Annotated in this window: 22 protein-coding genes; 3 read left to right on the plus strand and 19 right to left on the minus strand. The window is 56.0% G+C overall.

Annotated features, from left to right (window positions below; genetic code table 11):
- Nucleotides 1-51: 51 nt before the first annotated feature.
- The 11 genes from B9Z47_RS00155 to B9Z47_RS00200 form a co-directional block, all read right to left on the minus strand.
- Entirely contained in the window at nucleotides 52-969 is a 918-nt protein-coding gene (locus tag B9Z47_RS00155) for a ParB/RepB/Spo0J family partition protein (RefSeq protein WP_108329257.1), read from the minus strand.
- A 142-nt stretch (nucleotides 970-1,111) separates the two neighbouring features.
- Nucleotides 1,112-2,851 (minus strand): ATP-binding protein, encoded by a 1,740-nt coding sequence (locus tag B9Z47_RS00160; RefSeq protein ID WP_158271590.1) that lies wholly within the window; start codon nucleotides 2,849-2,851, stop codon nucleotides 1,112-1,114.
- Nucleotides 2,852-2,853: 2 nt separating this feature from the next.
- Nucleotides 2,854-4,602, minus strand: a complete 1,749-nt coding sequence (locus B9Z47_RS00165; RefSeq protein WP_108329259.1) for an ATP-binding protein — start codon at nucleotides 4,600-4,602, stop codon at nucleotides 2,854-2,856.
- An 8-nt stretch (nucleotides 4,603-4,610) separates the two neighbouring features.
- Nucleotides 4,611-5,528 (minus strand): ParB/RepB/Spo0J family partition protein, encoded by a 918-nt coding sequence (locus B9Z47_RS00170; protein ID WP_108329260.1) that lies wholly within the window; start codon nucleotides 5,526-5,528, stop codon nucleotides 4,611-4,613.
- A gap of 2 nt (nucleotides 5,529-5,530) precedes the next feature.
- On the minus strand, nucleotides 5,531-6,070 hold the full coding sequence (locus B9Z47_RS00175; protein WP_108329994.1) for an alpha/beta hydrolase: 540 nt from the start codon (nucleotides 6,068-6,070) through the stop codon (nucleotides 5,531-5,533).
- Between the two features lie 7 nt (nucleotides 6,071-6,077).
- Nucleotides 6,078-6,848, minus strand: a complete 771-nt coding sequence (locus tag B9Z47_RS00180) for a ParA family protein (protein ID WP_108329261.1) — start codon at nucleotides 6,846-6,848, stop codon at nucleotides 6,078-6,080.
- A 15-nt stretch (nucleotides 6,849-6,863) separates the two neighbouring features.
- Nucleotides 6,864-7,478, minus strand: coding sequence for a LysE family translocator (locus tag B9Z47_RS00185; protein ID WP_108329262.1), 615 nt, complete (start codon nucleotides 7,476-7,478; stop codon nucleotides 6,864-6,866).
- A gap of 210 nt (nucleotides 7,479-7,688) precedes the next feature.
- A complete protein-coding gene (gene rsmG / locus B9Z47_RS00190; protein ID WP_108329263.1) occupies nucleotides 7,689-8,345 on the minus strand; it encodes a 16S rRNA (guanine(527)-N(7))-methyltransferase RsmG in 657 nt (218 codons plus the stop codon).
- Entirely contained in the window at nucleotides 8,342-10,312 is a 1,971-nt protein-coding gene (gene mnmG, locus B9Z47_RS00195) for a tRNA uridine-5-carboxymethylaminomethyl(34) synthesis enzyme MnmG (protein WP_108329264.1), read from the minus strand. Before mnmG ends, rsmG begins: the two co-directional genes overlap by 4 nt.
- Nucleotides 10,313-10,483: 171 nt before the next feature.
- Nucleotides 10,484-10,942, minus strand: coding sequence for a hypothetical protein (locus B9Z47_RS18325; RefSeq protein ID WP_146185735.1), 459 nt, complete (start codon nucleotides 10,940-10,942; stop codon nucleotides 10,484-10,486).
- Nucleotides 10,943-11,102: 160 nt separating this feature from the next.
- Nucleotides 11,103-11,570: an Lrp/AsnC family transcriptional regulator gene (locus B9Z47_RS00200; RefSeq protein WP_108329265.1), complete on the minus strand. Its 468-nt coding sequence runs from the start codon at nucleotides 11,568-11,570 to the stop codon at nucleotides 11,103-11,105.
- 121 nt (nucleotides 11,571-11,691) lie between these two features.
- On the opposite strand from B9Z47_RS00200, the gene B9Z47_RS00205 reads away from it, so the two are divergent.
- The gene (locus tag B9Z47_RS00205) at nucleotides 11,692-15,234 is read left to right on the plus strand and encodes an indolepyruvate ferredoxin oxidoreductase family protein (protein ID WP_108329266.1); all 3,543 of its coding nucleotides are present in this window, start codon (nucleotides 11,692-11,694) and stop codon (nucleotides 15,232-15,234) included.
- 83 nt (nucleotides 15,235-15,317) lie between these two features.
- Here B9Z47_RS00205 and minE read toward each other — a convergent pair whose 3' ends face one another.
- The 8 genes from minE to B9Z47_RS00245 form a co-directional block, all read right to left on the minus strand.
- Nucleotides 15,318-15,578: a cell division topological specificity factor MinE gene (gene minE / locus B9Z47_RS00210; protein ID WP_108329267.1), complete on the minus strand. Its 261-nt coding sequence runs from the start codon at nucleotides 15,576-15,578 to the stop codon at nucleotides 15,318-15,320.
- A gap of 3 nt (nucleotides 15,579-15,581) precedes the next feature.
- The gene (gene minD, locus B9Z47_RS00215; protein ID WP_108329268.1) at nucleotides 15,582-16,397 is read right to left on the minus strand and encodes a septum site-determining protein MinD; all 816 of its coding nucleotides are present in this window, start codon (nucleotides 16,395-16,397) and stop codon (nucleotides 15,582-15,584) included.
- Between the two features lie 38 nt (nucleotides 16,398-16,435).
- Complete coding sequence (gene minC / locus B9Z47_RS00220; protein ID WP_108329269.1) at nucleotides 16,436-17,200, minus strand: septum site-determining protein MinC; 765 nt, start codon at nucleotides 17,198-17,200, stop codon at nucleotides 16,436-16,438.
- A gap of 273 nt (nucleotides 17,201-17,473) precedes the next feature.
- A complete protein-coding gene (locus B9Z47_RS00225; RefSeq protein ID WP_199226230.1) occupies nucleotides 17,474-17,683 on the minus strand; it encodes a DUF2788 domain-containing protein in 210 nt (69 codons plus the stop codon).
- Nucleotides 17,683-18,537, minus strand: coding sequence for a DUF2189 domain-containing protein (locus B9Z47_RS00230; protein WP_108329271.1), 855 nt, complete (start codon nucleotides 18,535-18,537; stop codon nucleotides 17,683-17,685). Before B9Z47_RS00230 ends, B9Z47_RS00225 begins: the two co-directional genes overlap by 1 nt.
- Nucleotides 18,538-18,667: 130 nt before the next feature.
- Complete coding sequence (locus B9Z47_RS00235) at nucleotides 18,668-19,159, minus strand: Spy/CpxP family protein refolding chaperone (protein ID WP_233253593.1); 492 nt, start codon at nucleotides 19,157-19,159, stop codon at nucleotides 18,668-18,670.
- 172 nt (nucleotides 19,160-19,331) lie between these two features.
- Nucleotides 19,332-19,526, minus strand: a complete 195-nt coding sequence (locus B9Z47_RS00240; protein ID WP_108329273.1) for a DUF2892 domain-containing protein — start codon at nucleotides 19,524-19,526, stop codon at nucleotides 19,332-19,334.
- 28 nt (nucleotides 19,527-19,554) lie between these two features.
- The gene (locus B9Z47_RS00245; protein WP_108329274.1) at nucleotides 19,555-19,752 is read right to left on the minus strand and encodes a heavy-metal-associated domain-containing protein; all 198 of its coding nucleotides are present in this window, start codon (nucleotides 19,750-19,752) and stop codon (nucleotides 19,555-19,557) included.
- A gap of 62 nt (nucleotides 19,753-19,814) precedes the next feature.
- Between B9Z47_RS00245 and B9Z47_RS00250 the strand changes: the two genes are divergently transcribed.
- On the plus strand, nucleotides 19,815-22,031 hold the full coding sequence (locus B9Z47_RS00250; protein WP_108329275.1) for a cation-translocating P-type ATPase: 2,217 nt from the start codon (nucleotides 19,815-19,817) through the stop codon (nucleotides 22,029-22,031).
- 75 nt (nucleotides 22,032-22,106) lie between these two features.
- A complete protein-coding gene (locus B9Z47_RS00255) occupies nucleotides 22,107-22,688 on the plus strand; it encodes a hemerythrin domain-containing protein (protein ID WP_108329276.1) in 582 nt (193 codons plus the stop codon).
- The last annotated feature ends 114 nt before the right edge of the window (nucleotides 22,689-22,802 follow it).

A 22,802-nucleotide genomic window follows, 5' to 3' on the forward strand; every position in this document is an offset into this window, starting at 1 on the left:
CATTGCGCCAGCCGTGAAGACGTTTGATTCAACATATGCTTGTTGCCCATATCAAGCACGTAATTTTTCGATCAAGCCATTGAGCTCATCCAGCGATCCAAACTGAATGCTCAACTCCCCCATCTCTTCCATCTTGCCTTGGCGCTTGACCCTCTTTTTCACCCTCACCTCCACCTGCGCCATCAGCAAGTCCGACAACTCCTCCTCCACCCGCCTCACATCTCTGCTCTTTTCCTTCTTGGGCTTTTGCACCACCAGGTTGAACTCCGCCCCCAGCCTCTTGACCAGGCTTTCCGCCTCTCGCACCGACATCTTCTTGGCCGCGATTTGATTGCCCGCCGTGATCTGCGCCGCCTTGTCCAGCGACAACAACGCCCTTGCATGCCCCATGTCCAGATCCCCCGCCATCAGCATCGTCTGCACCGGCTCTGCCAGGTTCAGCAAGCGCAGCAAGTTGCTGCCCGCACTGCGTGAGCGCCCCACCGCCTGCGCCGCCTCTTCGTGCGTCAGCCCAAACTCGCGGATCAGCCGCTGCAAGCCCTGCGCCTCCTCCAGCGGGTTGAGGTCTTCGCGCTGGATGTTCTCGATCAGCGCCATCGCCGCCGCTGCCTCGTTGGGCACATCGCGCACCAGCACCGGCACGCTTTCCAGTCCCGCCAGTTTGCTCGCCCGAAATCGCCTCTCCCCCGCAATGATTTCGTATTTGCCCGCGTTCTCTCCGTCGCTCAGCTGTCGCACCAAAATCGGCTGCATGATGCCCTGCGCCTTGATCGACTCGGCCAGCTCGTACAACGCCCCCTCGTCCATGCGCGTGCGCGGCTGGTACATGCCCGCCACCATCTGATCGAGCTTGAGCTGACTGGGCAAGCCACTCTCGGCATATGACGCGGTATCGGGCGCTTCTTGCACTTTGGGGCCCAACAAGGCTTCCAGCCCTCGGCCCAGACCCTTGGGTTTCTTCGTGACCATGGTCAATCTTTCAAATAGGAATGATGTGGCCTTGGTTGGGCTGACACATCGCTCAATACGATTCCTGCACGCGCACCGGCAACCACCGGAAAACGCGCAATGGCCCAGGGCATTGCCGGGCATGGCCGCCAAAGAAGGCACCTCATTCTCGGTACAGCAGCCAATGTTCAACTTTGGCGCACATCTGGTCCGGATCAAAAGGCTTGAGCATCACGTCGTCCAGCCCCTCTTTCCTGAAAGCCTCCAGGTCAACCGGGTTGACGTTGGCCGTCAGGCCCAGAATAACCACGTCTCTCGCGGGCAATGGCAGCTGGGTACGAATGACTTGGGTGGCCTCAATGCCGTCCATCTCGGGCATGACCATGTCCATCAGCACCAGGTCAAACACCTCTTGCTGCAACAAGTTCACCGCATGCTGGCCGTTGGTCGCGTCCACAATGTGGCTGTGTGGCCAAGCGTTTTTCAGCACCTGGCGTGCCAACAAACGGTTGACGGGATGGTCATCGGCGATCAGGAAACGCCAAGGCATTTGCGCTGTCTGGACTTCCCTGTTCTTTGTATCTTTCTTTTGCTCGGGGGCCGCGCATGCGTCCAGCGGCAATCGAAACCAAAAGTGCGAGCCCCGGCCTTTTTCACTTTCAAAATCAATGTCACCACCCAACAAATGAACCAAGGTGCGTGAAATGGCCAAACCCAGACCATTGCCGCCATACAGTGCCTGGATATCGCCATTGGCCTGGATGAACCGGTTGAAAATTTGCGCCTGCCTGTCCTGGGCAATGCCGATGCCAGTGTCTTGCACCGAAAACAACACGCCCGGGTTTTCCCACTGCACGCGCAAAAGCACCTGCCCCTGGTGCGTGAACTTGAGCGCATTGCCCAGCAGGTTCACCAGCACTTGCATCAAGCGATGGCGATCGGTGTGCACCCATTGCGGCAGACCCTCGTCCAACTCGATGCGGTAAGCCAAGTCCATGCTCTTGACGCGCGGCAAAAAAAGCTCGAATGCGTGCTGCACGGTTTTGCGCAGCTCGAAGGTCTCTGGCTGGATCACCAGATGGCCCGCCTGCAATTGCGAGTAATCGAGGATGTCGTTGATCACCGTCATCAGATGATCGGCCGATTGGCGTGTGTGGTTCAGCACTTTGCGTGCCTCGGGCTTGTCACCCAGCCGAGCCAACAACAGGGCATTGAAGCCCAAAATTGCGTTCATAGGGGTGCGCAGTTCATGGCTGACCGAAGCGATGAAGTGTTCGCGCATCTCGGACGCATGTTCCAGTTCTTCGCGCCGGGCCTCCAGCTCGCGTTGGTGGCTGCGGCTTTTCTCCAGCGCTTGACGGTACAAGTCGTCGTACATCAAAGGCACCACGATCAAGGCCACCGTCACGAGGGTGTAGGTCAGGTAAGAGGAAAAAACGTGCGCTTTGCCGGTCTCAAATGCAGGCAACCAGCCACCGTGGGTCAGAATGGCCATGACCAGCTGCAACACCACCACCACCAGCATCCAAAATGTACCGGCGCGGCGGTTGATGACATAAAAAGGCGTCAACGGCAGTAACAGCATCCAGGCCAGTCGCGGCGAATAAACGCCGCCGGTGACCCAAACGCCATAAAACAGCATCAGCGCACCCATGGCGGTGCCCAAATGGATGGCCACATGAATCGGTAAACCCCGGTGAACCAGCCACAACAAGGCCAGCAAAAAGACCGCATACACCGTGAAAATGACCGAGGAGTTCGGGTACGGACTGATCACAGCGTAGGTCAGCAACACCCCCGACATGATCAACACAAAAAAGAAGGCGTAAGGCATCTTGCCGTGGCGAAAACGCTCTGGCAGGCCCGCGATGATGCGCGCCTTCAATGGGTCTATCCAAGTCATCGTCATCGGCGCTCCTGCCTGGCCCATCGCACCTGTTGTCCCACGGTGCGCACCAACACCAAGGTGTCCATGGGTTTGTGCAGCACTTCGCTCATGCCAGCGGCCAGACACTTGTCCCGGTCCACCGGGTTGGTGTTGGCGGTCAACGCCAGGATCGGCATCTTCGCTGCTTTGTCAGGAAATTGCGCCCGGATTTTTTGGGTCAATTGCATGCCATCCATGTCCGGCATGATCATGTCCACCAAGGCGACATCGAACGCTTGTTTGTCCAGCAAATTCAAGGCCTTGGCAGCACTGTCCACCGTGGTGATTTCGGCTTTGGGCCAGCATTTTTGCAATTGCAACTGCGCCACCATCAAGTTCACCGTGTTGTCATCGACCACCAGCATCTTGAGCGCCTCGGCCACCAGGCCGTCATCGGGAACGTGGGCTTCGGCGGTCTGATCCTGGGCTGCGGCCAACGGAATCTCCAGCCAGAACATGGCCCCTTGACCGGGCTGGCTTTGCACACCGATTTGTCCACCATGCAGCAAGACCAGTTTTTCGCACAAGGTCAGCCCCAGGCCTGTGCCGCCATAAGCGCGGTTGGTCTGCACGTCCGCATGTTCAAAGCGTCGAAAAATGTGCTGCTGCCGCTCGGGTGCAATGCCTCGACCGGAGTCTTGCACCTCCACGCGCAAGGCATCACCTTGGCGCAGCATCCGCACCTGCACAAGCCCCTGCGAAGTGAACTTGATGGCGTTGTCCACGAGGTTGTTCAAGATCTGACTGAGCCTGCCTCGGTCACCATGCAGGCGCATCGGCAAAGCCCGATCGCAGCTCATGCGCAGGGCCACGCCTTTGCTGAGGGCTTTTTCGCTGTACCTTTTTTCCAGCTCGTCAACCAGCCCTTGCAGCACATAGTCTTGAGGATTGAGCCTCAACTGCCCTGCTTGCAATTGCGAAAAATCCAGAATGTCGTTGACCACCTGAAGCAAATGTTCGGTGGACCGCCGGATGTGTCCGACCACGGCCAACTGCTCGGGGTCATCGGCCAATTCACGGCGCAGCACGCCGTTGAAGCCCAAAATGGCATTCATCGGCGTGCGCAACTCATGCCCTACAGCGGCCACAAATTCATCCTTGTGGGCTTGCGCCAGAATCAAGGCTTGGTGGGTGGCCAAAATGTCGTCATTGCGCTGGTTGAGCTTGCGCAGCTGCACCTGCTGCAAATGCTCATAGATGCGCACCCCCATCATCAGATTCAACAGCGCCAACAAATGGTTCAGCCAAGCCCAATTCGCAACAGACGAAGACACCGGGGCATGGCTGCCCACCCATCCCATCCAGGTCATCCCGGTGAGCACCAGGATTGAAAACAACATGAGGCCTATCCAGACCAGTGTCGCCGCCCGGCCCAACAACAGCAAAACCGCCACAGACAGAACGCTGAGCCAAACCACCGATGTGGAATGGATGCCCCCTGTTTGGCTGGCCGTGAACACCGTCAACAGCACCAACAGCGCCATGACCGTGTGGACGATGGTTGCAAACAATGCCCGCACTCGAACCCAAAAAAGCAAGCATGCGGCCAGGACCGAGACGGTCAAATTGGCCCAAGACACCCAAAGAACGGGTGTGAAGAAAAAGCCAAACAAAGTGCTGAAACTCACCAACATCAAATAGATGGTGAGCATTTCCTGGCGCAAAAATCCATCCGGACGAAATACGGCCGTCCAGAACGCGGGCAACAACTTTTTGATTCGCCGCATTGCGTGCTTCAGCCGCGTAATTTTTCGATCAAGCCATTGAGCTCATCCAGCGATCCAAACTTAATGCTCAACTCCCCCATCTCTTCCATCTTGCCTTGGCGCTTGACCCTCTTTTTCACCCTCACCTCCACCTGCGCCATCAGCAAGTCCGACAACTCCTCCTCCACCCGCCTCACATCTCTGCTCTTTTCCTTCTTGGGCTTTTGCACCACCAGGTTGAACTCCGCCCCCAGCCTCTTGACCAGGCTTTCCGCCTCTCGCACCGACATCTTCTTGGCCGCGATCTGATTGCCCGCCGTGATCTGCGCCGCCTTGTCCAGCGACAACAACGCCCTTGCATGCCCCATGTCCAGATCCCCCGCCATCAGCATCGTCTGCACCGGCTCTGCCAGGTTCAGCAAGCGCAGCAAGTTGCTGCCCGCACTGCGTGAGCGCCCCACCGCCTGCGCCGCCTCTTCGTGCGTCAGCCCAAACTCGCGGATCAGCCGCTGCAAGCCCTGCGCCTCCTCCAGCGGGTTGAGGTCTTCGCGCTGGATGTTCTCGATCAGCGCCATCGCCGCCGCTGCCTCGTTGGGCACATCGCGCACCAGCACCGGCACGCTCTCCAGTCCCGCCAGTTTGCTCGCCCGAAATCGCCTCTCCCCCGCAATGATTTCGTATTTGCCCGCGTTCTCTCCGTCGCTCAGCTGTCGCACCAAAATCGGCTGCATGATGCCCTGCGCCTTGATCGACTCGGCCAGCTCGTACAACGCCCCCTCGTCCATGCGCGTGCGCGGCTGGTACATGCCCGCCACCATCTGATCGAGCTTGAGCTGACTGGGCAAGCCACTCTCGGCATATGACGCGGTATCGGGCGCTTCTTGCACTTTGGGGCCCAACAAGGCTTCCAGCCCTCGGCCCAGACCCTTGGGTTTCTTCGTGACCATGGTCAATCTTTCAAAAAGGTTTGCAACAACGCACGGCCTTGCGGCCAATCGCCCAACGCCGAATCAGCGTTGATGTGCCCGGCATGCCCCAGGTCTACCCAGCTGGCACGCCAGTCATTGGCCATTTGCTGCGCTCGTTCAACGGAGCAATAAGGATCATTCTGGCTGCCCACCAAGATGCTGGCGAACGGCAAGGGCTGCCGCACGATGGGGGACCAACCAGACAATTTGTTTTTCATATCATGAGATTCAACATCCCCGGGCGCCACCAACAATGCCCCCTGCACCCGAGCGGTGTGCCTCGAAAATGCGGCCCATGCCGCCACCTGAATACAGCCCAGGCTGTGCGCCACCAACAACACAGAGCCAGGTGCGTCAATCACAACTTCGTCGAGCCGTGCCAACCAATCGCCACGACGTGGACGCATCCAGTCGTTTTGTTCGACCAAAGTGTCCCCAAAGCGGCGGACCCAATGCATTTGCCAGTGCTCTGGCCCACTGCCCTGCCAACCCGGCAAGATCAAGACCGTCACGTTTTTCATGCCGCCCTCACAGGCCGGGCGCACGTTTGACCATCTCGTGGGCAAACTCTACATAGGCCTGACTGCCCTTGGCCGACGGATCAAACACCACACCAGGCAAGCCGTAGCTGGGCGCTTCTGCCAAACGCACATTGCGCGGGATCACGGTGTCAAACACCTTGTCGCCAAAGTGGGCCTTGAGTTGGTCGCTGACCTGCACCTGCAAAGTGATGCGCGGATCGAACATGACGCGCAGCAAGCCAATGATCTTCAGGTCCTTGTTCAGGTTCGCGTGCACCTGCTTGATGGTGTTGACCAGATCGGTCAGCCCTTCCAGAGCAAAGTATTCGCACTGCATGGGCACGATCACGCCATGGGCTGAGCACAAACCATTGAGCGTGAGCATGGACAGGGATGGCGGGCAATCGATCAGCACGAAATCGTAATCGGCATCCGCTGCCAGCAACGCGTTCTTCAGACGCTGATCGCGGTGCTCCAACTGCACCAATTCCACCTCGGCACCGGCCAGTTCACGGTTGGCGCTCAGCACGTCGTAGCCGCACTTGTCAGCCTTGACCACCGCCTCGGCGACCGACGCCGACTCCAGCAGCACATCGTAAACACTCAGCGCGACAGCTCGCTTGTCGATGCCCGAACCCATAGTGGCGTTGCCTTGCGGGTCAAGATCAACCAGCAACACCCGCTGACCGACTTTGGCCAAGCCAGCGGCCAAATTCACGGTGGTGGTGGTTTTGCCGACGCCACCCTTTTGGTTGGCAATGCAGAAAATCTTGGCCATAAAAGTCCGCTCAGGTTATTTGGAAATGGCCAACTTGATGCCAAAACCCACAAGAAAAATACCCGCCAACTTTTCCAGCACGCGCCCGATCAACGGGTTCGCTCGCATGCGCTCGGCCAGGTAATAGGTGAGCAAAGTCATGGCCGCGCCATAAAGAAAGGTCAACCCGGCGATGGTCGCGGCCATGGCACCAAAACTGATCAAACCCAAATGGGTTTTGGGGTCCACAAACAAGGGGAAGAACGCCATGTAAAAAACAATCGCTTTGGGATTCAAGAGCGTGATGGTCAAGGCTTGTTGCAAGTATTGACGAGGACGAATGTTCATCACAGGCGCGTCGCCCGGTTTGGCAGACAACATCTTCCAGCCCAGCCAAGCCAGGTAAACAGCGCCCGACCACTGGATGGCAGCAAACGCAGTGGGGTAAGTGGCCAGCACGGCGGCCACACCGGCCACGGCCAACCACATGAGCACCTGATCGCCAAGAATCACGCCCAAGGTGGCCATCAAGCCCCCTGCCAACCCACCCTTGCTGGTGGAGGTGATCAGGGCCAGGTTGCCGGGGCCAGGAATGGCCAAAAACAACACGATCGCGGCCACAAACGCGCCATAGTCAGAGATGCCGAACATACTTTTTCTTTAAAAGAGAATGGGCTGAGTGTAAGTGATGCCTGCACAGCCAGCGCAGAACAAAGCGTCGTGTTTCACGTGAAACACCCCATTGCGCCGATCAAAGCGATCAAAGCGAAGGATGTTGTATCGGCGCTGAGCCTGCGGTTCAACGTCCGTTACGCGTGAACCCACGCAGGAGCATCCTCGTCAAAAAACAAACACGAGAAATCAGAGTTGAGCCGTCGTCTCAGGCTTCATCCAGACCAAGCAACGCTCTACATCCAGGCCTGGCACCATCAATGGTTCCACGTGAAACATTTGCACATTGCCAGGCAAAGCATCGATTTCATCTTGCGGATGTTTGCCCTTCATGGCCATCCACACGCCACCGTCAGCCAGCGCGGAGCGTGACCAGGTCACAAAGTCAGGCAAAGAAGCAAACGCCCGGGAGCAGATCACTTGGTAAGGATCGGTCAAAGACTCCACCCGCGCATGCAGCCCGCGCAAATTGGGCAATTTCAAGCTGACCGCCACCTGTTGCACAAATGCGGCTTTTTTAGCCACGGTGTCCACGCAGGTCACATTCAGTTCAGGCATACAGATGGCCAAGACCACGCCGGGCAAGCCCCCACCTGAACCCACATCGAGCACACGAATCGACTTCCCTTGGGTATGACGGCTCAAGGGTCCAACCGCCGTCAGGCTGTCCAGCAGATGGTGCGTCAACATCTCCGCCGGATCGCGCACAGCCGTCAGGTTGTACACCCGGGTCCATTTCTGGATCAGCCCCAGATAATCCAGCAAGCGTTGCTGCTGTTCAGCCGACAAGTTCAAACCCAGCGCCTGCACTCCAGCACTCAGGCCCTCCGCGAGGTTCATGCTCATGCAGGCTGTCCTTCAACGGCCGAGTGCATGAAACCTTTGAAGCCACCCTTTTTCAGGTGAATCAACAACAGCGACACGCTAGCCGGGGTGATGCCCGAGATGCGCGAGGCCTGGCCCAGGGTTTCGGGCCGGTGTTTGGCCAGTTTCTGGCGGGCTTCGATCGACAAGGCCGAGACCTGCATGTAATCCAGACTCTCGGGCAATCGCAGGTGTTCGTAAAAAGCTGCCCGTTCCACCTCGCCCTTTTGGCGGTCGATGTAGCCGGAATACTTGGCAGCAATCTCGACTTGCTCAATGACCGTGGCGCTCAACTCACCCAAGGTTTCACGTGAAACATCGGCGCTGGCCATGCGCCCTTCGTCCAAAGACATCAGAGCTTGGTAAGACACATTCGGTCTGCGCAGCAAATCAAAGAGGTTGTGTTCGTGCTCAATCGCCTTGCCCAGAACCCGTTCAGATTCTGCAGCCGGCAGGTTGCGTGGGTTCACCCAAACAGACTTCAGGCGTTCTGTTTCACGTGAAACAGCATCGCGTTTTCGGCTGAACGCATCCCAACGGGCGTCATCCACCAGCCCCATCTGCCGCCCCGCTTCGGTCAGGCGGGCATCTGCATTGTCTTCGCGCAGTTGCAAGCGGAACTCGGCCCGGCTGGTGAACATGCGGTAAGGCTCGGTCACTCCTTGCGTGACCAGGTCGTCCACCAGCACGCCCAGATACGCCTGATCGCGTGCGGGTGTCCAGGCCGCTTCGCCACGGCATTGCAGCGCGGCATTGATGCCGGCAAACAAGCCCTGAGCGGCGGCTTCTTCGTAACCGGTGGTGCCGTTGATCTGACCGGCAAAAAACAAGCCATTGATCTGCTTGGTTTCAAAGCTGTTTTTCAACGCCCGCGGGTCAAAGTAGTCGTATTCGATGGCGTAGCCGGGGCGCAGGATGTGGCAATTTTCCAGACCCTTCATCGAGCGCACTAGGTCGTACTGGATGTCAAACGGCAAACTGGTCGAGATGCCGTTGGGGTAATACTCGTTCGTCGTCAAGCCTTCGGGCTCCAGAAAAATCTGGTGGCTGTCCTTGTCGGCAAAGCGGTTGATCTTGTCTTCCACGCTCGGGCAATAGCGCGGGCCCACGCCCTCGATCTTGCCGGTGAACATGGGACTGCGGTCAAAGCCGGAGCGGATGATCTCGTGCGTGCGTTCGTTGGTGTGGGTGATCCAGCACGGCACTTGCTGGGGGTGCATGTCGGCACGGCCCATGAAGCTGAACACCGGCACGCCACCCTCGGGGTTCATGCCGCCGGGCATGCCATCGCCGGGCTGTTCAGTGCACAGGCTGAAGTCGATGGTGCGGCCGTCCAGGCGCGGCGGCGTGCCGGTTTTCAGACGCCCTTGCGGCAGCTTCAGTTCTTTCAATCGCGCCGACAGGCTGACCGCAGGCGGATCGCCAGCCCTGCCCGCTGCATAGTTTTGCAGCCCCACATGGATCTTGCCGTCCAGAAAAGTGCCGGCCGTCAGCACCACAGTGCGCGAACGGAAACGGATACCCACCTGCGTCACGGCACCCACGACCCGGTCGCCTTCGACCATCAAATCATCGACGGCCTGCTGGAACAGCCAGAGGTTGGGCTGGTTTTCCAGCATACGACGGATCGCGGCCTTGTAAAGAATACGGTCGGCCTGGGCACGGGTAGCACGCACGGCCGGCCCCTTGGAGCTGTTCAAGATGCGGAACTGGATACCGCCTTCGTCGGTGGCCAGCGCCATGGCACCGCCCAAGGCGTCCACCTCTTTGACCAGATGGCCCTTGCCAATGCCACCGATGCTGGGGTTGCAGCTCATCTGCCCCAGCGTCTCGATGTTGTGGCTGAGCAAGAGCGTTTTGCAGCCCATGCGTGCAGCAGCCAGCGCAGCTTCGGTTCCGGCATGGCCGCCACCGACCACGATCACATCGAATTCTTGAGGGTAAAGCATGAAAAGTCTGCCAGTTGGGACGTGCCAGCGGCACAAGAACATCCAAGGCATAAACCAATGCCAGGGCCTGCCCGACGGGGCAAACAAAAGATGCTCATTTTACAGGCAGGCTGTTTGCAGCCGCATATTGATCTACGAAACCCCGAATCTGCGGGGTTCCATTAAAAGGTCTCAAAAAACATTCACCATCATGATTTTGAGGGCGCGGTGTGAACAGGATTTATCGACACAAACGCTGCTGAACCAGACATCACCAACGCTGTACATGGCACCTTGTTGAGTTTCCAAAACGGTATTGAGATTTTGTTTTTCCACCGCTGTTCTCACTTGAGGCGTAAAAACTTGGGAAAAATAACGATAAAAATGAGACCGCGTCATCCGTATTGAACGGCCACTGGATAAATTGACTTGTAACGGAAATGAGGTTAGCGAGGACAGCTGACCCACATCATTGGCTCTGACGGCCATTTGCACTTCTTGCGCGAAAGTCAAGGTGTGATGCGGACTCCATCCAACCCATGGGACTGAGTCAGCCCAAGATGGGGCCACAAAAATCAGGAAATAACCAAAAATCCATGGGCGTATGTTTTTCACGTTGGCCATCACAGCGTGAACAGGCTTGGGCCACATAGGTCGTCTCAAAACAAGGTCTTCGACTCACCTCCCAACCCCCATGGTTCGAATGCGCAAAAGACAGCGGCGAAGATACCACTTATTTATTTTCAATCATTATTTATTACAAAATTTAACTATTTTATTATTTATCAAAGCATGAATACATTTGACCTGCTTAATTCGACAACGGCAATGGGCCAACAGCTTTCACCTCCCCCAACGAAAAACTGGTGTGCAGGTCTTTCACATTGGGCAGGTTGATCAGCACATCACGCGCAAACTGACTGAATGTGTTCAGGTCCTTGCTGACCACCTGCAGTTCAAAGGTCCCCGTGCCGCTGATGTAATGACAAGAAATAACCTCTGGGATCTTGAGGATCTCCTGTTCAAGCTGCCTGGTCACATCGCCTCGGTTGCGCTCGGCGTCCAAACGCACAAATGCGAACACGTCCAAGCCCACTTTATGGCGATCGATTTCGGCACGATAGCCTTTGATCACCCCTGACTCTTCCAAGGCACGAACCCGCCGCCAACAGGGTGCGGCAGACAAACCCACACGCTGTGCCAACTCGGCGTTGGTCAATCGGCCATCTTTTTGCAGTTCATTCAATATGGCCCAGTCAAATTTATCCAGTGTTTCCAAAATAACCCTCTTTCAGCAAGATTCTTTCAAATCATAGGGCAAATCCTGCCACACAAAGCAAGCACCTGTCAGCTGGGCCGCCCTACACTGTGCTGTCAATTTCAGCTGCAGGACACACACCATGAACGCCCCCTTGCCCGAATCGATTCGCCAAGCTTTAGAAACGGTGACCCTCGACGACAAATACAGCCTGGATGTGGGCCGCGCCTTCATGAGCGGTGTGCAAGCCTTGGTGAAGTTGCCCATGCTGCAACGCCAGCGCGATGCTTTGCAAGGCAAAAACACCGCTGGCTTCGTCAGCGGCTACCGGGGCTCGCCCTTGGGCAGCTACGACCAATCGCTGTGGAAGGCCAAGGACCACCTCAAGGCCCAGCACATCGTGTTCCAGCCCGGCGTCAACGAAGAGCTGGCCGCCACCGCCTTGTGGGGCACACAGCAACTGGGCTTTGCGCCCCCAGGCACCAACAAATTTGATGGCGTATTCGGCATCTGGTACGGCAAAGGCCCGGGCGTGGACCGCTGCTCGGACGTCTTCAAACACGCCAACATGGCGGGCACCACACCTTGGGGCGGCGTGCTGGCGGTAGCGGGTGACGACCATGTGGCCAAAAGCTCCACCGCTGCGCACCAAAGCGACCACATCTTCAAGGCCTGCGGCCTGCCCGTGTTTTTCCCGACCAGCGTGCAAGACATCCTGGACCAAGGCCTGCACGCCATCGCCTTGAGCCGGTTTGCCGGCATCTGGTCAGGCATGAAGACGATTCAGGAGATCGTCGAGTCCAGCGCCACCGCGCACATCGACCCTGAGCGCGTGCAGATCGTGCTGCCCGAATTCGCCATGCCACCCGGCGGCCTGCACATCCGCTGGCCCGACACCGCGCTGGAGCAAGAAGCGCGTTTGTTCGATTACAAGTGGTACGCGGCTCTCGCCTACATTCGCGCCAACAAGCTCAACCACAACGTGATTGAAGGTCCCAACGATCGTTTTGGCCTGATCGCCAGCGGCAAGGCCTACAACGACACGCGTCAGGCTCTACTGGATCTGGGTCTGGACGACGCCACCTGCCAGCGTCTGGGCATACGTCTGCACAAAGTGGGTGTGGTGTGGCCACTCGAAGCGCAAACCACGCGCGAATTTGCCACCGGTCTGCGCGAAATCCTGGTAGTCGAAGAGAAACGCCAGGTCATTGAATACCAACTCAAAGAAGAGCTGTACAACTGGCGCGACGATGTGCGCCCCAACATCCTGGGCAAGTTTGACGAAGCCGAAGGCGATGTGTCCGGTGGCGAATGGTCCATCCCCAACCCGACCGAACGTACCTTGCTGCGCGCCAACGCCGACCTGAGCCCGGCGCTGATTGCCCGTGCCATTGCCAAACGACTGAAAAAACTCGGCATCGATGCCGACACCACAGCGCGCATCGACACGCACCTGGCCGTACTGGACGCCAAGGAAAAATCGCTGCAAACCCTGACCCTGGGCGCAGCGGCCGAGCGCCAGCCCTGGTTCTGCTCGGGCTGCCCGCACAACACCTCCACCAAGGTACCCGAAGGCTCACGCGCCATGGCGGGCATTGGCTGCCACTTCATGAGCATCTGGATGGACCGCAGCACGGTGGGCTTCACCCAAATGGGCGGCGAAGGGGTGCCATGGACCGGCCAACAACCCTTCAGCACCGACCAGCACATGTTTGCCAACATCGGTGACGGCACCTATTTCCACAGCGGCATTTTGGCGGTGCGCCAAAGCGTGGCCTCGGGTGTGAACATCACCTACAAAATTTTGTACAACGACGCCGTAGCCATGACCGGTGGCCAGCAAGTGGGTGAACGCCCCGAAGGCCACAGCGTGGTGCAAATCGCGATGAGCATGAAGGCCGAAGGCGCACAACGCATCGTGGTCGTGACCGACGAGCCTGAAAAGTACAAGGGTGTGGCTTTGGCCGAAGGCGTGCGCGTGTTCCACCGCGACGAGCTCGACCGCATCCAGCGCGAAATGCGCGAGATCAAAGGCACGACCGTCATCATTTACGACCAGACCTGCGCCACCGAAAAGCGCCGCCGCCGCAAGCGCGGCACCATGGTCGACCCTGCGGTGCGCGTGATGATCAACGAAGAAGTCTGTGAAGGCTGTGGAGACTGCGGCGTGCAATCGAACTGCCTGTCGGTCGAGCCCCTGGAGACCGAACTCGGCCGCAAACGCACCATCAACCAAAGCACTTGCAACAAGGACACCAGCTGCCTCAAAGGCTTTTGCCCCAGCTTTGTCACGGTGGAAGGCGGCACCTTCAAGAAAAAATCTTCGTCCGTCACCACGGCACTCAACCCGACCAGCTTAGGCGCTTTGCCTGAACCCACATTGCCCACCATTTCAGAGCCTTGGGGCATGGTGGTCGCAGGCGTCGGCGGCACAGGTGTGATCACCATCGGCCAGCTGCTGGGCATAGCTGCGCACATGGAAGGCAAAGGCATCGTCACGCAGGACTCCGCAGGTCTGGCCCAAAAAGGCGGCGCCACCTGGAGCCATGTTCTGGTGGCCAACACCCAAGACGAAATCTGCACCACCCGCGTGAGCATGGCTGCAGCCGACCTGATCATCGGCTGCGACCCCATCGTCAGTGCCTCCAAGGAAACCACTTTGCGCATGCGTGCAGGCCGCACCCATGTGGCCCTGAACAGCAACAGCACGCCCACGGCAGCGTTTGTGAAAAACGGCAACTGGCAAAACCCGGCCGAACAATGCGTGGCCGACATCACGGCGCAAGTGGGTGTGCAAGGTGTTGGCGTATTTGATGCCGACACACTGGCCAAGCAACTCATGGGCGACACGATCTACGTCAACCCCATGATCCTGGGTTACGCCTGGCAAAAAGGTTGGGTGCCTTTGCACCGCGAATCGCTGGTGCGAGCCATCGAACTCAACGACGTGCAGGTCAAAAACAACCTGGCCGCGTTTGAATGGGGTCGGCATGCCGCGCAGCACCTGGATGTGCTGATGCAGCAGATCCAGCCCACACAGGTGATCCAGTTCAAAAAACGCGAGACATTGGAAGACCTGGTCGCCAACCGAATGGCGCGTTTGACCGATTACCAAAACGCGGCTTATGCCGTACGTTACCAAGACACCATCCAACGAGTTCAACAGGCTGAAGCACCTTTGGGCAAAACCACGCTCAGCGAAACCGTGGCGCGTCATTTGTACAAATTGATGGCCTACAAGGATGAATACGAAGTGGCTCGCCTGCACACGCAGTCAACATTTTTGGACCGCATTGCCAACAGCTTTGAAGGCGACTACAAGGTGCATTACCACCTGGCCCCTCCCCTTCTGGCCAAGCACAATGACAAAGGCGAATTGGTCAAGCAAAAGTACGGACCTGTCATGTTGACGGCATTCAAGTTGCTGGCGAAACTCAAAGGTTTGCGCGGCACCGCATTCGATGTGTTTGGCCACAGTGAAGAACGCCAAACCGAACGTGCCTTGGTCGGTGAATACCTGCAACACATCGATGACCTGTTGCTGAATCTCAATGCCAGCACGCATGCACATGCGGTGGAAGTGGCCAAAGTGCCTGAAACCATCAAAGGGTTTGGTCACGTCAAGGAACGCAACATTCGGGCAGCGCGATCAATGTGGGCGTCATTGCGCACGCGCACGTCATGATGCTAAAAAGCCATCACCCCTTGCATGGGTGATGGCGCATCCTGGATTGGCGTGTCAACTCGAAAAAATATACAGACTTTTGCTCAACGCGAGTCAGGCAACTCGATTTTGACTTCAAGCACTTCCAGATTGTCTTGACGTTCCAAATTGACCTTGATGTCTTCGACATTGATCTTGATGTACTTGCTGATCACTGCCACCAATTCACGTTGCAAATCAGGCAAGTAATCGGGCTCCGCAGCGTTGCGACCACTGCGTTCATGCGCCAGGATGATTTGCAACCTCTCTTTGGCAACACTGGCCGTCTGCTTCTTTTCACCCAGCAGGAAGGAAAGAAAGGACATGGTTTATTTGCCTCCAAACAGACGTTTGAAAAATCCTGCCTTTTCCGCATCAATGAAACGCATGGGTTTTTCCTCACCCAAAAAACGATCAATCACGTCTTTGTAAGCTTCGGAGACATCCGTGTTGGCCATGTGGATTGCAGGCGTTCCCTGATTGGACGCTTGCAATACATTTTCACTTTCAGGAATCACACCCAGCAAAGGGATGCGCAAGATGTCCTGAATGTCTTGCAAAGACAACATTTGTCCTTCTTCGACACGGTTGGGGTTGTAGCGCGTGATCAGCAAATGCTCCTTGACAGGCTCCAAGCCTTCAATGGCGCGTTGGGTTTTGCTGCTGAGCATGCCCAAAATCCGGTCTGAATCGCGCACAGAAGACACTTCGGGATTTGTGACCACCAACGCTTCGTCGGCAAAGTGCATGGCCATCAAGGCCCCGGTTTCAATCCCGGCAGGCGAATCGCAAACGATGTATTCAAAACCCATGTCGCGCAAATCTTGAAGGACTTTGCCCACACCTTCTTGTGACAAAGCGTCCTTGTCGCGGGTTTGTGAAGCTGCAAGTACAAACAAGTTTTCGCATTGCTTGTCTTTGATCAATGCCTGATTCAAATTGGCTTCACCTTGAATCACATTGATCAGGTCATACACCACGCGACGCTCACACCCCATGATCAAGTCCAGGTTGCGCAGACCCACGTCAAAGTCGATCACAGCGGTCTTGAAGCCTTTGAGGGCCAAACCTGTCGAAAAACTGGCACTGGTTGTGGTTTTGCCCACACCACCTTTGCCGGAGGTCACAACGACGATTTTTGTCATGGGATCACTTTCTGAGACAAAAAGAAAAAAATTAAAAATCAATGTTTGAAAGGTGTGATCAGCAATTTATCCCCTTCCGGACCCGATTGCAGACTTACCTGAGCAGGTTTACCCAAAACATTCTGAGGCAATGCGTTTTCGCTCGTTCGATAGACACCCGCAATCGAAATCAGCTCTGGCTCCATCACCTGGGCAAAGATGTGAGCTTGTGTATTTCCTCTGGCACCTGCGATGGCTTTGCCACGCAAAGTGCCATAAACATGGATATGGCCGTCGGCAATGACTTCAGCGCCTGCGTTAACCACCGTCATGACGATCAGGTCACGGCCCTTGGCGTAAACCTGTTGCCCGGATCGAAGCGGTTTGTCGATGACCAAAGCGCCAAGGGGCAACTGTGCAACAGGCGGCACATTTTCGGGTGCTTGTGTTGCGCTGACAGGTTCAGCAACAGGCATGGAACGCCGTATGCGCGCATCTGAGGCATCTACCAGCCCCAACCCCTTGGCAAGACTCAAAAGCTCAGCCTGAGCCCCTTTGATGGCCAGTGGCACCAGTTGGTATTCACGCAAGACTGCCATCAGACCTGAAAGGTCAATGGTTTCATCGGTGCTCAAAGAAAGCCCACTGACATCAATCACCAAGGGATCTTGGTCAAAAAAGTCAGGGCTTTCTGACATTTGGTGTTTTAAGGCTCGTGAAACGGCCTGGACGTCAGTGGTTTTAAGAAGCAAAGCCACCAAAGACAAATCAGCACTTTTGATGTCGTAACAGGGTGATAAAGGGTCTTCTGAAACGATCGCCATGGTGTCGTTGGGGTAGGAAAGGGGCAAATCTTACCAGCGCACTTGTTTTTTGTTATCTCTCTATAGATTTATATCTTTAATTAGTCGTAGTAGTAAGGCAGGCGCTTGCATGTGGACAAGCTTCATTTTTTGTTCTTTGACAAGGACTTAGCGTGGTTTCATGCATGTGCGTGACCTTGCTTTTCTGGTGTCCGCCGTTCATGAACAACTTTGGCGAACAAGATCAACCTGTGGATAACCATGCTGTTGCGCAATTTTTATCCACAGCTTTGTTCAGCCCCCGATGACCCATTGAATGATGCCTTTGGCGACAAAGCCCAGCATGCCAAAAGCCAAGCCCAAAAAGATCACAAAAGTGCCAAATTTTCCGGCTTTGGATTCCCAGGCCAGTTGACCAATGATGAAAAGCATGTAGAGCATGAAAGCCCCAACACCGATGGTCAGGCCAAACCACGCAAATTGTTCTTCGCTGAATCCGAACATCACAGTTCACCTTGCCCAGTGATGCGTTCTGGCAGATTCGACACATCCACCAGATGTCGGTAGGCGTGCCAACTGCCATGGCCCAGCATGGGCACCACGAGAATCAGGCCCAGAAACAAGGAAAAAATACCCAGCAAGCTGAACCCCAAAATCAGAAAGGCCCACAAAGTCATTTGAAACGGGTGGGTGAAGACAGCCTTCCAACTCGTCAGCACCGCTTGCAGGACCGTGACACGCCGATCCAGCAGCAAAGGCATCGAAATCACACTGGATGCAAACACGGGCACAGCCATCATGCCGCCCAGCCCGACCCACAGTTCAAACAAATGGCCTTCCTTGGCCAGCACCACATGGCGGATGAAATCCATCGGGGTATGAATGGGCGCTGGTGCCAACAAGGTGATCAAAGCCGATGAGGTGATCACCCAGCCCGTTGCAGCCAAGCCCAGCAACAAGCCAAAACGGATCAAACTCCAGTAACTGTCTGGCTGATGCCGCAGACGCAATTGCCACTGTGTCCACGTATTGACCAGCAGCTCAAAATCAACCGTTTCCCCTTTTTCCATGGCGCGACTCATGGCGTACAAACTGGTTGCCAGTACCGGCGCAACCACCATGAAGCCCGACAAGGAGCCGACCAGCAACCAAAATTGATCATGGGCCAGCAGTGTGATGAATCCACCCAATATGGCCAAAATCAAACCATGCATCAGGCTCAACAAGGGGGCGCGTGCCAGGTCCTTGAAACCCAAAGCGAGCCACTGCATGGGTTGATCCTTCAGCAGAGGAAGGATGGGAGGCAACAAACCTTGTGTGTGTGTTGGAGGTGTTGGGGTGGGAGTTTTATCAAGCATGTGAACAGCTTACCCACCTGTGGCTTGCACAGACTTGACATGAGTCAAAACAAAAAAGAAACAAAAAGGCCACTGCGAGCAGTGGCCTTGCGGGTGAAGCTGACAATCAATCAATGCAAGTCATTGACCATCAATGGTGGCCGTGATGACCTTGGTGCTTGCCCTCATGGCCCATTTGATTGTGCATGGCTCGGGCTGTTTCACTGTCAAACAGTTTCTTTTGTTCAGCGTTGAGTGTTCCATAGAAAGTTTTTGTCGCATCAGCGTGTTTTTGCATTTCAGCATCACGTTGGGCTTTGTGTGCCTGCATCTGGTCGATGCGCTCGGGCGTGGTCAATTTTTGCAGGCTTGCCCGATCCGGGCGCGCCATGGATTTGCCCGGCTTTTGCATGCTTTGCTCAAAAGTGGTCCAGGCCGCTTCCTGAGTGGCTTCGAGTTTCAATTTGGCTTTGAGTTCGCTCAAGTGTTTGCCATGGCGCTCATTCATGCGTGCATGCATTTTGTCCATGCGTTCCATACGGGAAGCGTCGGTTTTACTTTCAGGTGCGGTTTGAGCCAAAGCCAAGCCAGAAAGACTTGTGATCAAAGCAACGGTCACAAAACGGGTGAGAATCGATTTCATGGGGAACATCCTTTTGGTGAGTGAGAACTGTCAGTTTGGATGATCCATGTGTACGGGTTGTGGCCCTTTCACACTGATTTGTAAAGACAGATGAAGGACTTGGAATTTTGATTCGACCCAAGCACACAGCAACGCCACTTGGCAAGCTTTTAAAAGAAGCCAATGTGATGCATCAAATGTTTTTGTTTTTGCAGGTGTTGATGCCCAGCAAGGTGTAAGGCGGGCACCAACCCAACAGGCCTGTGGCCAAAGGCACCAGACCCAACCAACCCCAAATGCCGACAGTGCCTGTGGCTGCCAGCGCCACCAGAATCACGCCCAGCGTGATGCGTAACAAACGGTCAATACCGCCAACATTGGTTTTCATGAGAGCTCCTTGTTGCTGTTGAAAAAAATCAGTCTGCCACACGATAGCCTTCATCGGCAATGGCTTGCTTCAAGGCGTCTCGGGGTTGTTGAGAATCGACTTCAACTTTGTTGGCAGTGCGGTCAATGGCAATCTTGGCTTGCGGATCGAGGGCCAACAAAGCTTTGGTCACTGTTTTTTCGCAGTGACCGCAAGTCATGCCTTCCACATTGAATATCTGGTTCATGATGCATCCTCAGGGCTTGTACAAACTTTGACGCTAGCATATTCCCATCAACAGGTTTCGACATGACACAGATCAATTCCGAGTTCACTACTCACGACATTGGCATCGGGGGTATGACATGCGCTTCATGCGTGGCACGGGTTGAAAAAGCTTTGGCCAAAGTGCCGGGTGTGGCGTCAGCCAGTGTCAATTTGGCCACTGAATCCGCACGGGTGGTGGTTCACTCTGCCCAGGTCACCGACGCTCGTCTGCGCCGTGCCATTCGTGATGCCGGGTACGAGCCTCGCTCAGCCGATGCCGCAGAAATCGCCGGCAACCCATCAACATGGTCAGGTTTCGGACCTGTGGCGGTAGGCCTTTTGCTGTCCACACCTTTGGTGTTCCCCATGCTCGGAGATTTGTGGGGACAGCATTGGATGTTGCCTGCCTGGGTTCAGTTTGCACTGGCTACGCCTGTGCAATTCGTCCTTGGGGCACATTTTTACAAAGCGGGTTGGCATGCCCTCAAGGCCTTCACGGGGAATATGGATTTGCTGGTGTCGCTGGGCACCACTGCGGGCTGGGCTTTATCGGTTTGGTTGTGGCTGAGCGCTCACGAGGGCCACACACCTCACTTGTATTTTGAAGGTTCGTCCGTGGTCATCACGCTGGTCATGCTGGGCAAATGGCTGGAAACCCGTGCCAAACGACAGACCACCGAAGCCATTCGCGCTTTGCATGCCTTGCGGCCGGACAAGGCGCATTGGTTGAGCGACGAAGGCGAAACCGATGTACCCGTGGATGAAATCCTGGTGGGGGATCGCATCGTGGTCAAGCCGGGCGAACGTTTTCCACTGGATGGTGAATTGCTCGAAGGGCAGACCCAAGTGGATGAATCCATGCTCACCGGAGAACCATTGCCCGTGTCTAAGGCCTTGGGTTCGCCACTGACCGGAGGGTCCATCAACGGTGATGGACGCGTGGTCATGCAGGTCAAGGCAGTGGGCCATGAAACTGTTCTGTCGCACATCATTCGCTTGGTTGAAGATGCGCAGGCCGCCAAGGCACCCATTCAGCGTTTGGTGGACAAGGTGTCTGAAATTTTTGTGCCGGTGGTTTTGCTGGTGGCCTTGATCACTCTGGTTGTCTGGATGGTGCAGGCTGTGCCGTTTGAAACAGCTTTGATCCATGCCGTGGCAGTCTTGGTCATTGCATGTCCTTGTGCCTTGGGTTTGGCGACTCCTGTGGCCATCATGGCCGGTACGGGTGTGGCGGCCAAACATGGCATTTTGATCAAGGATGCACAGGCTCTCGAAATCGCACACCGCGTACAAACCGTGGCCTTTGACAAAACAGGCACACTCACCGTGGGACAGCCGCGCCTGATTCAACAAGTAGGCGTTGTCGGAGAACAAGAGAGCACGCTGTTGATGTGGGCTGCGAGTGTGCAAAGTGGCAGCGAGCACCCTTTGGCGCGTGCTGTGGTCAAGGCTGCAACGGCGCAAGGTCTGAGCTTGCAAACGCCACAAGCATTGCAAGCCGTTCCAGGTAAAGGGGTGCAAGCGGTGGTGGGTGGACGCCACATGAGTCTGGGCAGTTTGCGCTGGCTACAGGAAGAAGGCCTGGATGCAGCACAGTGGCAAGAAGACATCGCGCAATTGCAATCGCAAGGTGCCACCTTGTCAGCACTGGCCGAGCGTACCGAAGCCGGGCTCCAAGGCCTGCTGCTGATGGCCTTTGGTGACGAGCCCAAACCGGGTGCTGCGCAGGCATTAAGTGCTTTGCGTGCTCGTGGCCTCAAGCTGGTCATGATTTCAGGAGACAACCAGGCCGCCGCCGATGCCATGGCTTACCGTCTGGGTTTGCGACCGCAAGAAGGTGAGGTGCTGGCCAATGTCTTACCGGGTGACAAAGCCGCACAAGTTAAAAAATTGCGCGAAGGCGATGGGCATGGACCCAGAGTCGTGGCGATGGTGGGTGATGGCGTGAACGACGCACCCGCACTGGCCGCAGCCGATGTCGGTCTGGCCATGGGCAACGGTACAGATGTGGCCATGCACGCGGCAGGCATCACCCTCATGCGCGGCGATGTTGCACTGGTGGGGGCGGCACTGGACATTTCAGCACGCACAGTTGCCAAAATCCGGCAAAACCTGTTCTGGGCTTTTGCTTACAACGTGGCAGGTATTCCGTTGGCTGCGCTGGGGTATTTGAACCCGGTCATCGCCGGAGCGGCCATGGCACTCAGCTCGGTGAGTGTGATGAGCAATGCCCTGCTGCTCAAACGCTGGAAACCCTGAATATTCTTGACCTGTGTCATGGCATGACATGCAGCATTGGCGCAAAGTGAAAACTCTTTTTAAAGGCCAGTTTTCATGAAAAATCCCAACGCACTGCAAATCATCCGTGACGAACATGCCTCGTTGGCCGCCATGCTGCAGTCCATGCGGTTGATGGTGCAGCGTGGTCCTGAAGCAGATCGCCCTCAATTTTTCAATGTGGTGCGTGCCATGTTGTTTTATATCGATGAATTCCCAGAACGCTTGCATCACCCCAAGGAGTCCAATTTATTGTTCCCGAAGGTCGTGAAAGCAGCACCCCAGCTCATGGGTGCCATCGACAAACTCGAACGCGATCACATGTACAGTGAAAAAGCAGCGCGTGATTTGCAACACCTGCTGCTCGCTTGGGAGTTGCTGGGCCACGGCCGCCGCAAAGCATTTGAAGAGGCTTTTGACACTTATGTGAACTTTTACCTGGAACACATGAATCTAGAAGAGTCCGTGATCCTGCCAGAAGCACAGCGCTGCCTGACGCAAGAGGACTGGCAATTGCTGAACTTGGCATTTGCAGAGAACGCCGACCCATTGTCGGGCCATTACCCCCCAGCCAAAGAATACGAAAAACTGTTCAGCCTGATCGTCATGCGGGCACCATCGCCCATTGGCCTGGGTTGAATGCCGAGCACTTCACTTTTGAATCCGCCCATTGACCTGATGGGGTGCGCATAAGTCTGTGAATAAAAAAAGGGCAACACCCTGCTTATCCACAGCCTACCCCACTTGCTGAAA

This window comes from Limnohabitans sp. 2KL-1 (assembly GCF_003063435.1).
GTDB lineage: Bacteria > Pseudomonadota > Gammaproteobacteria > Burkholderiales > Burkholderiaceae_C > Limnohabitans_A.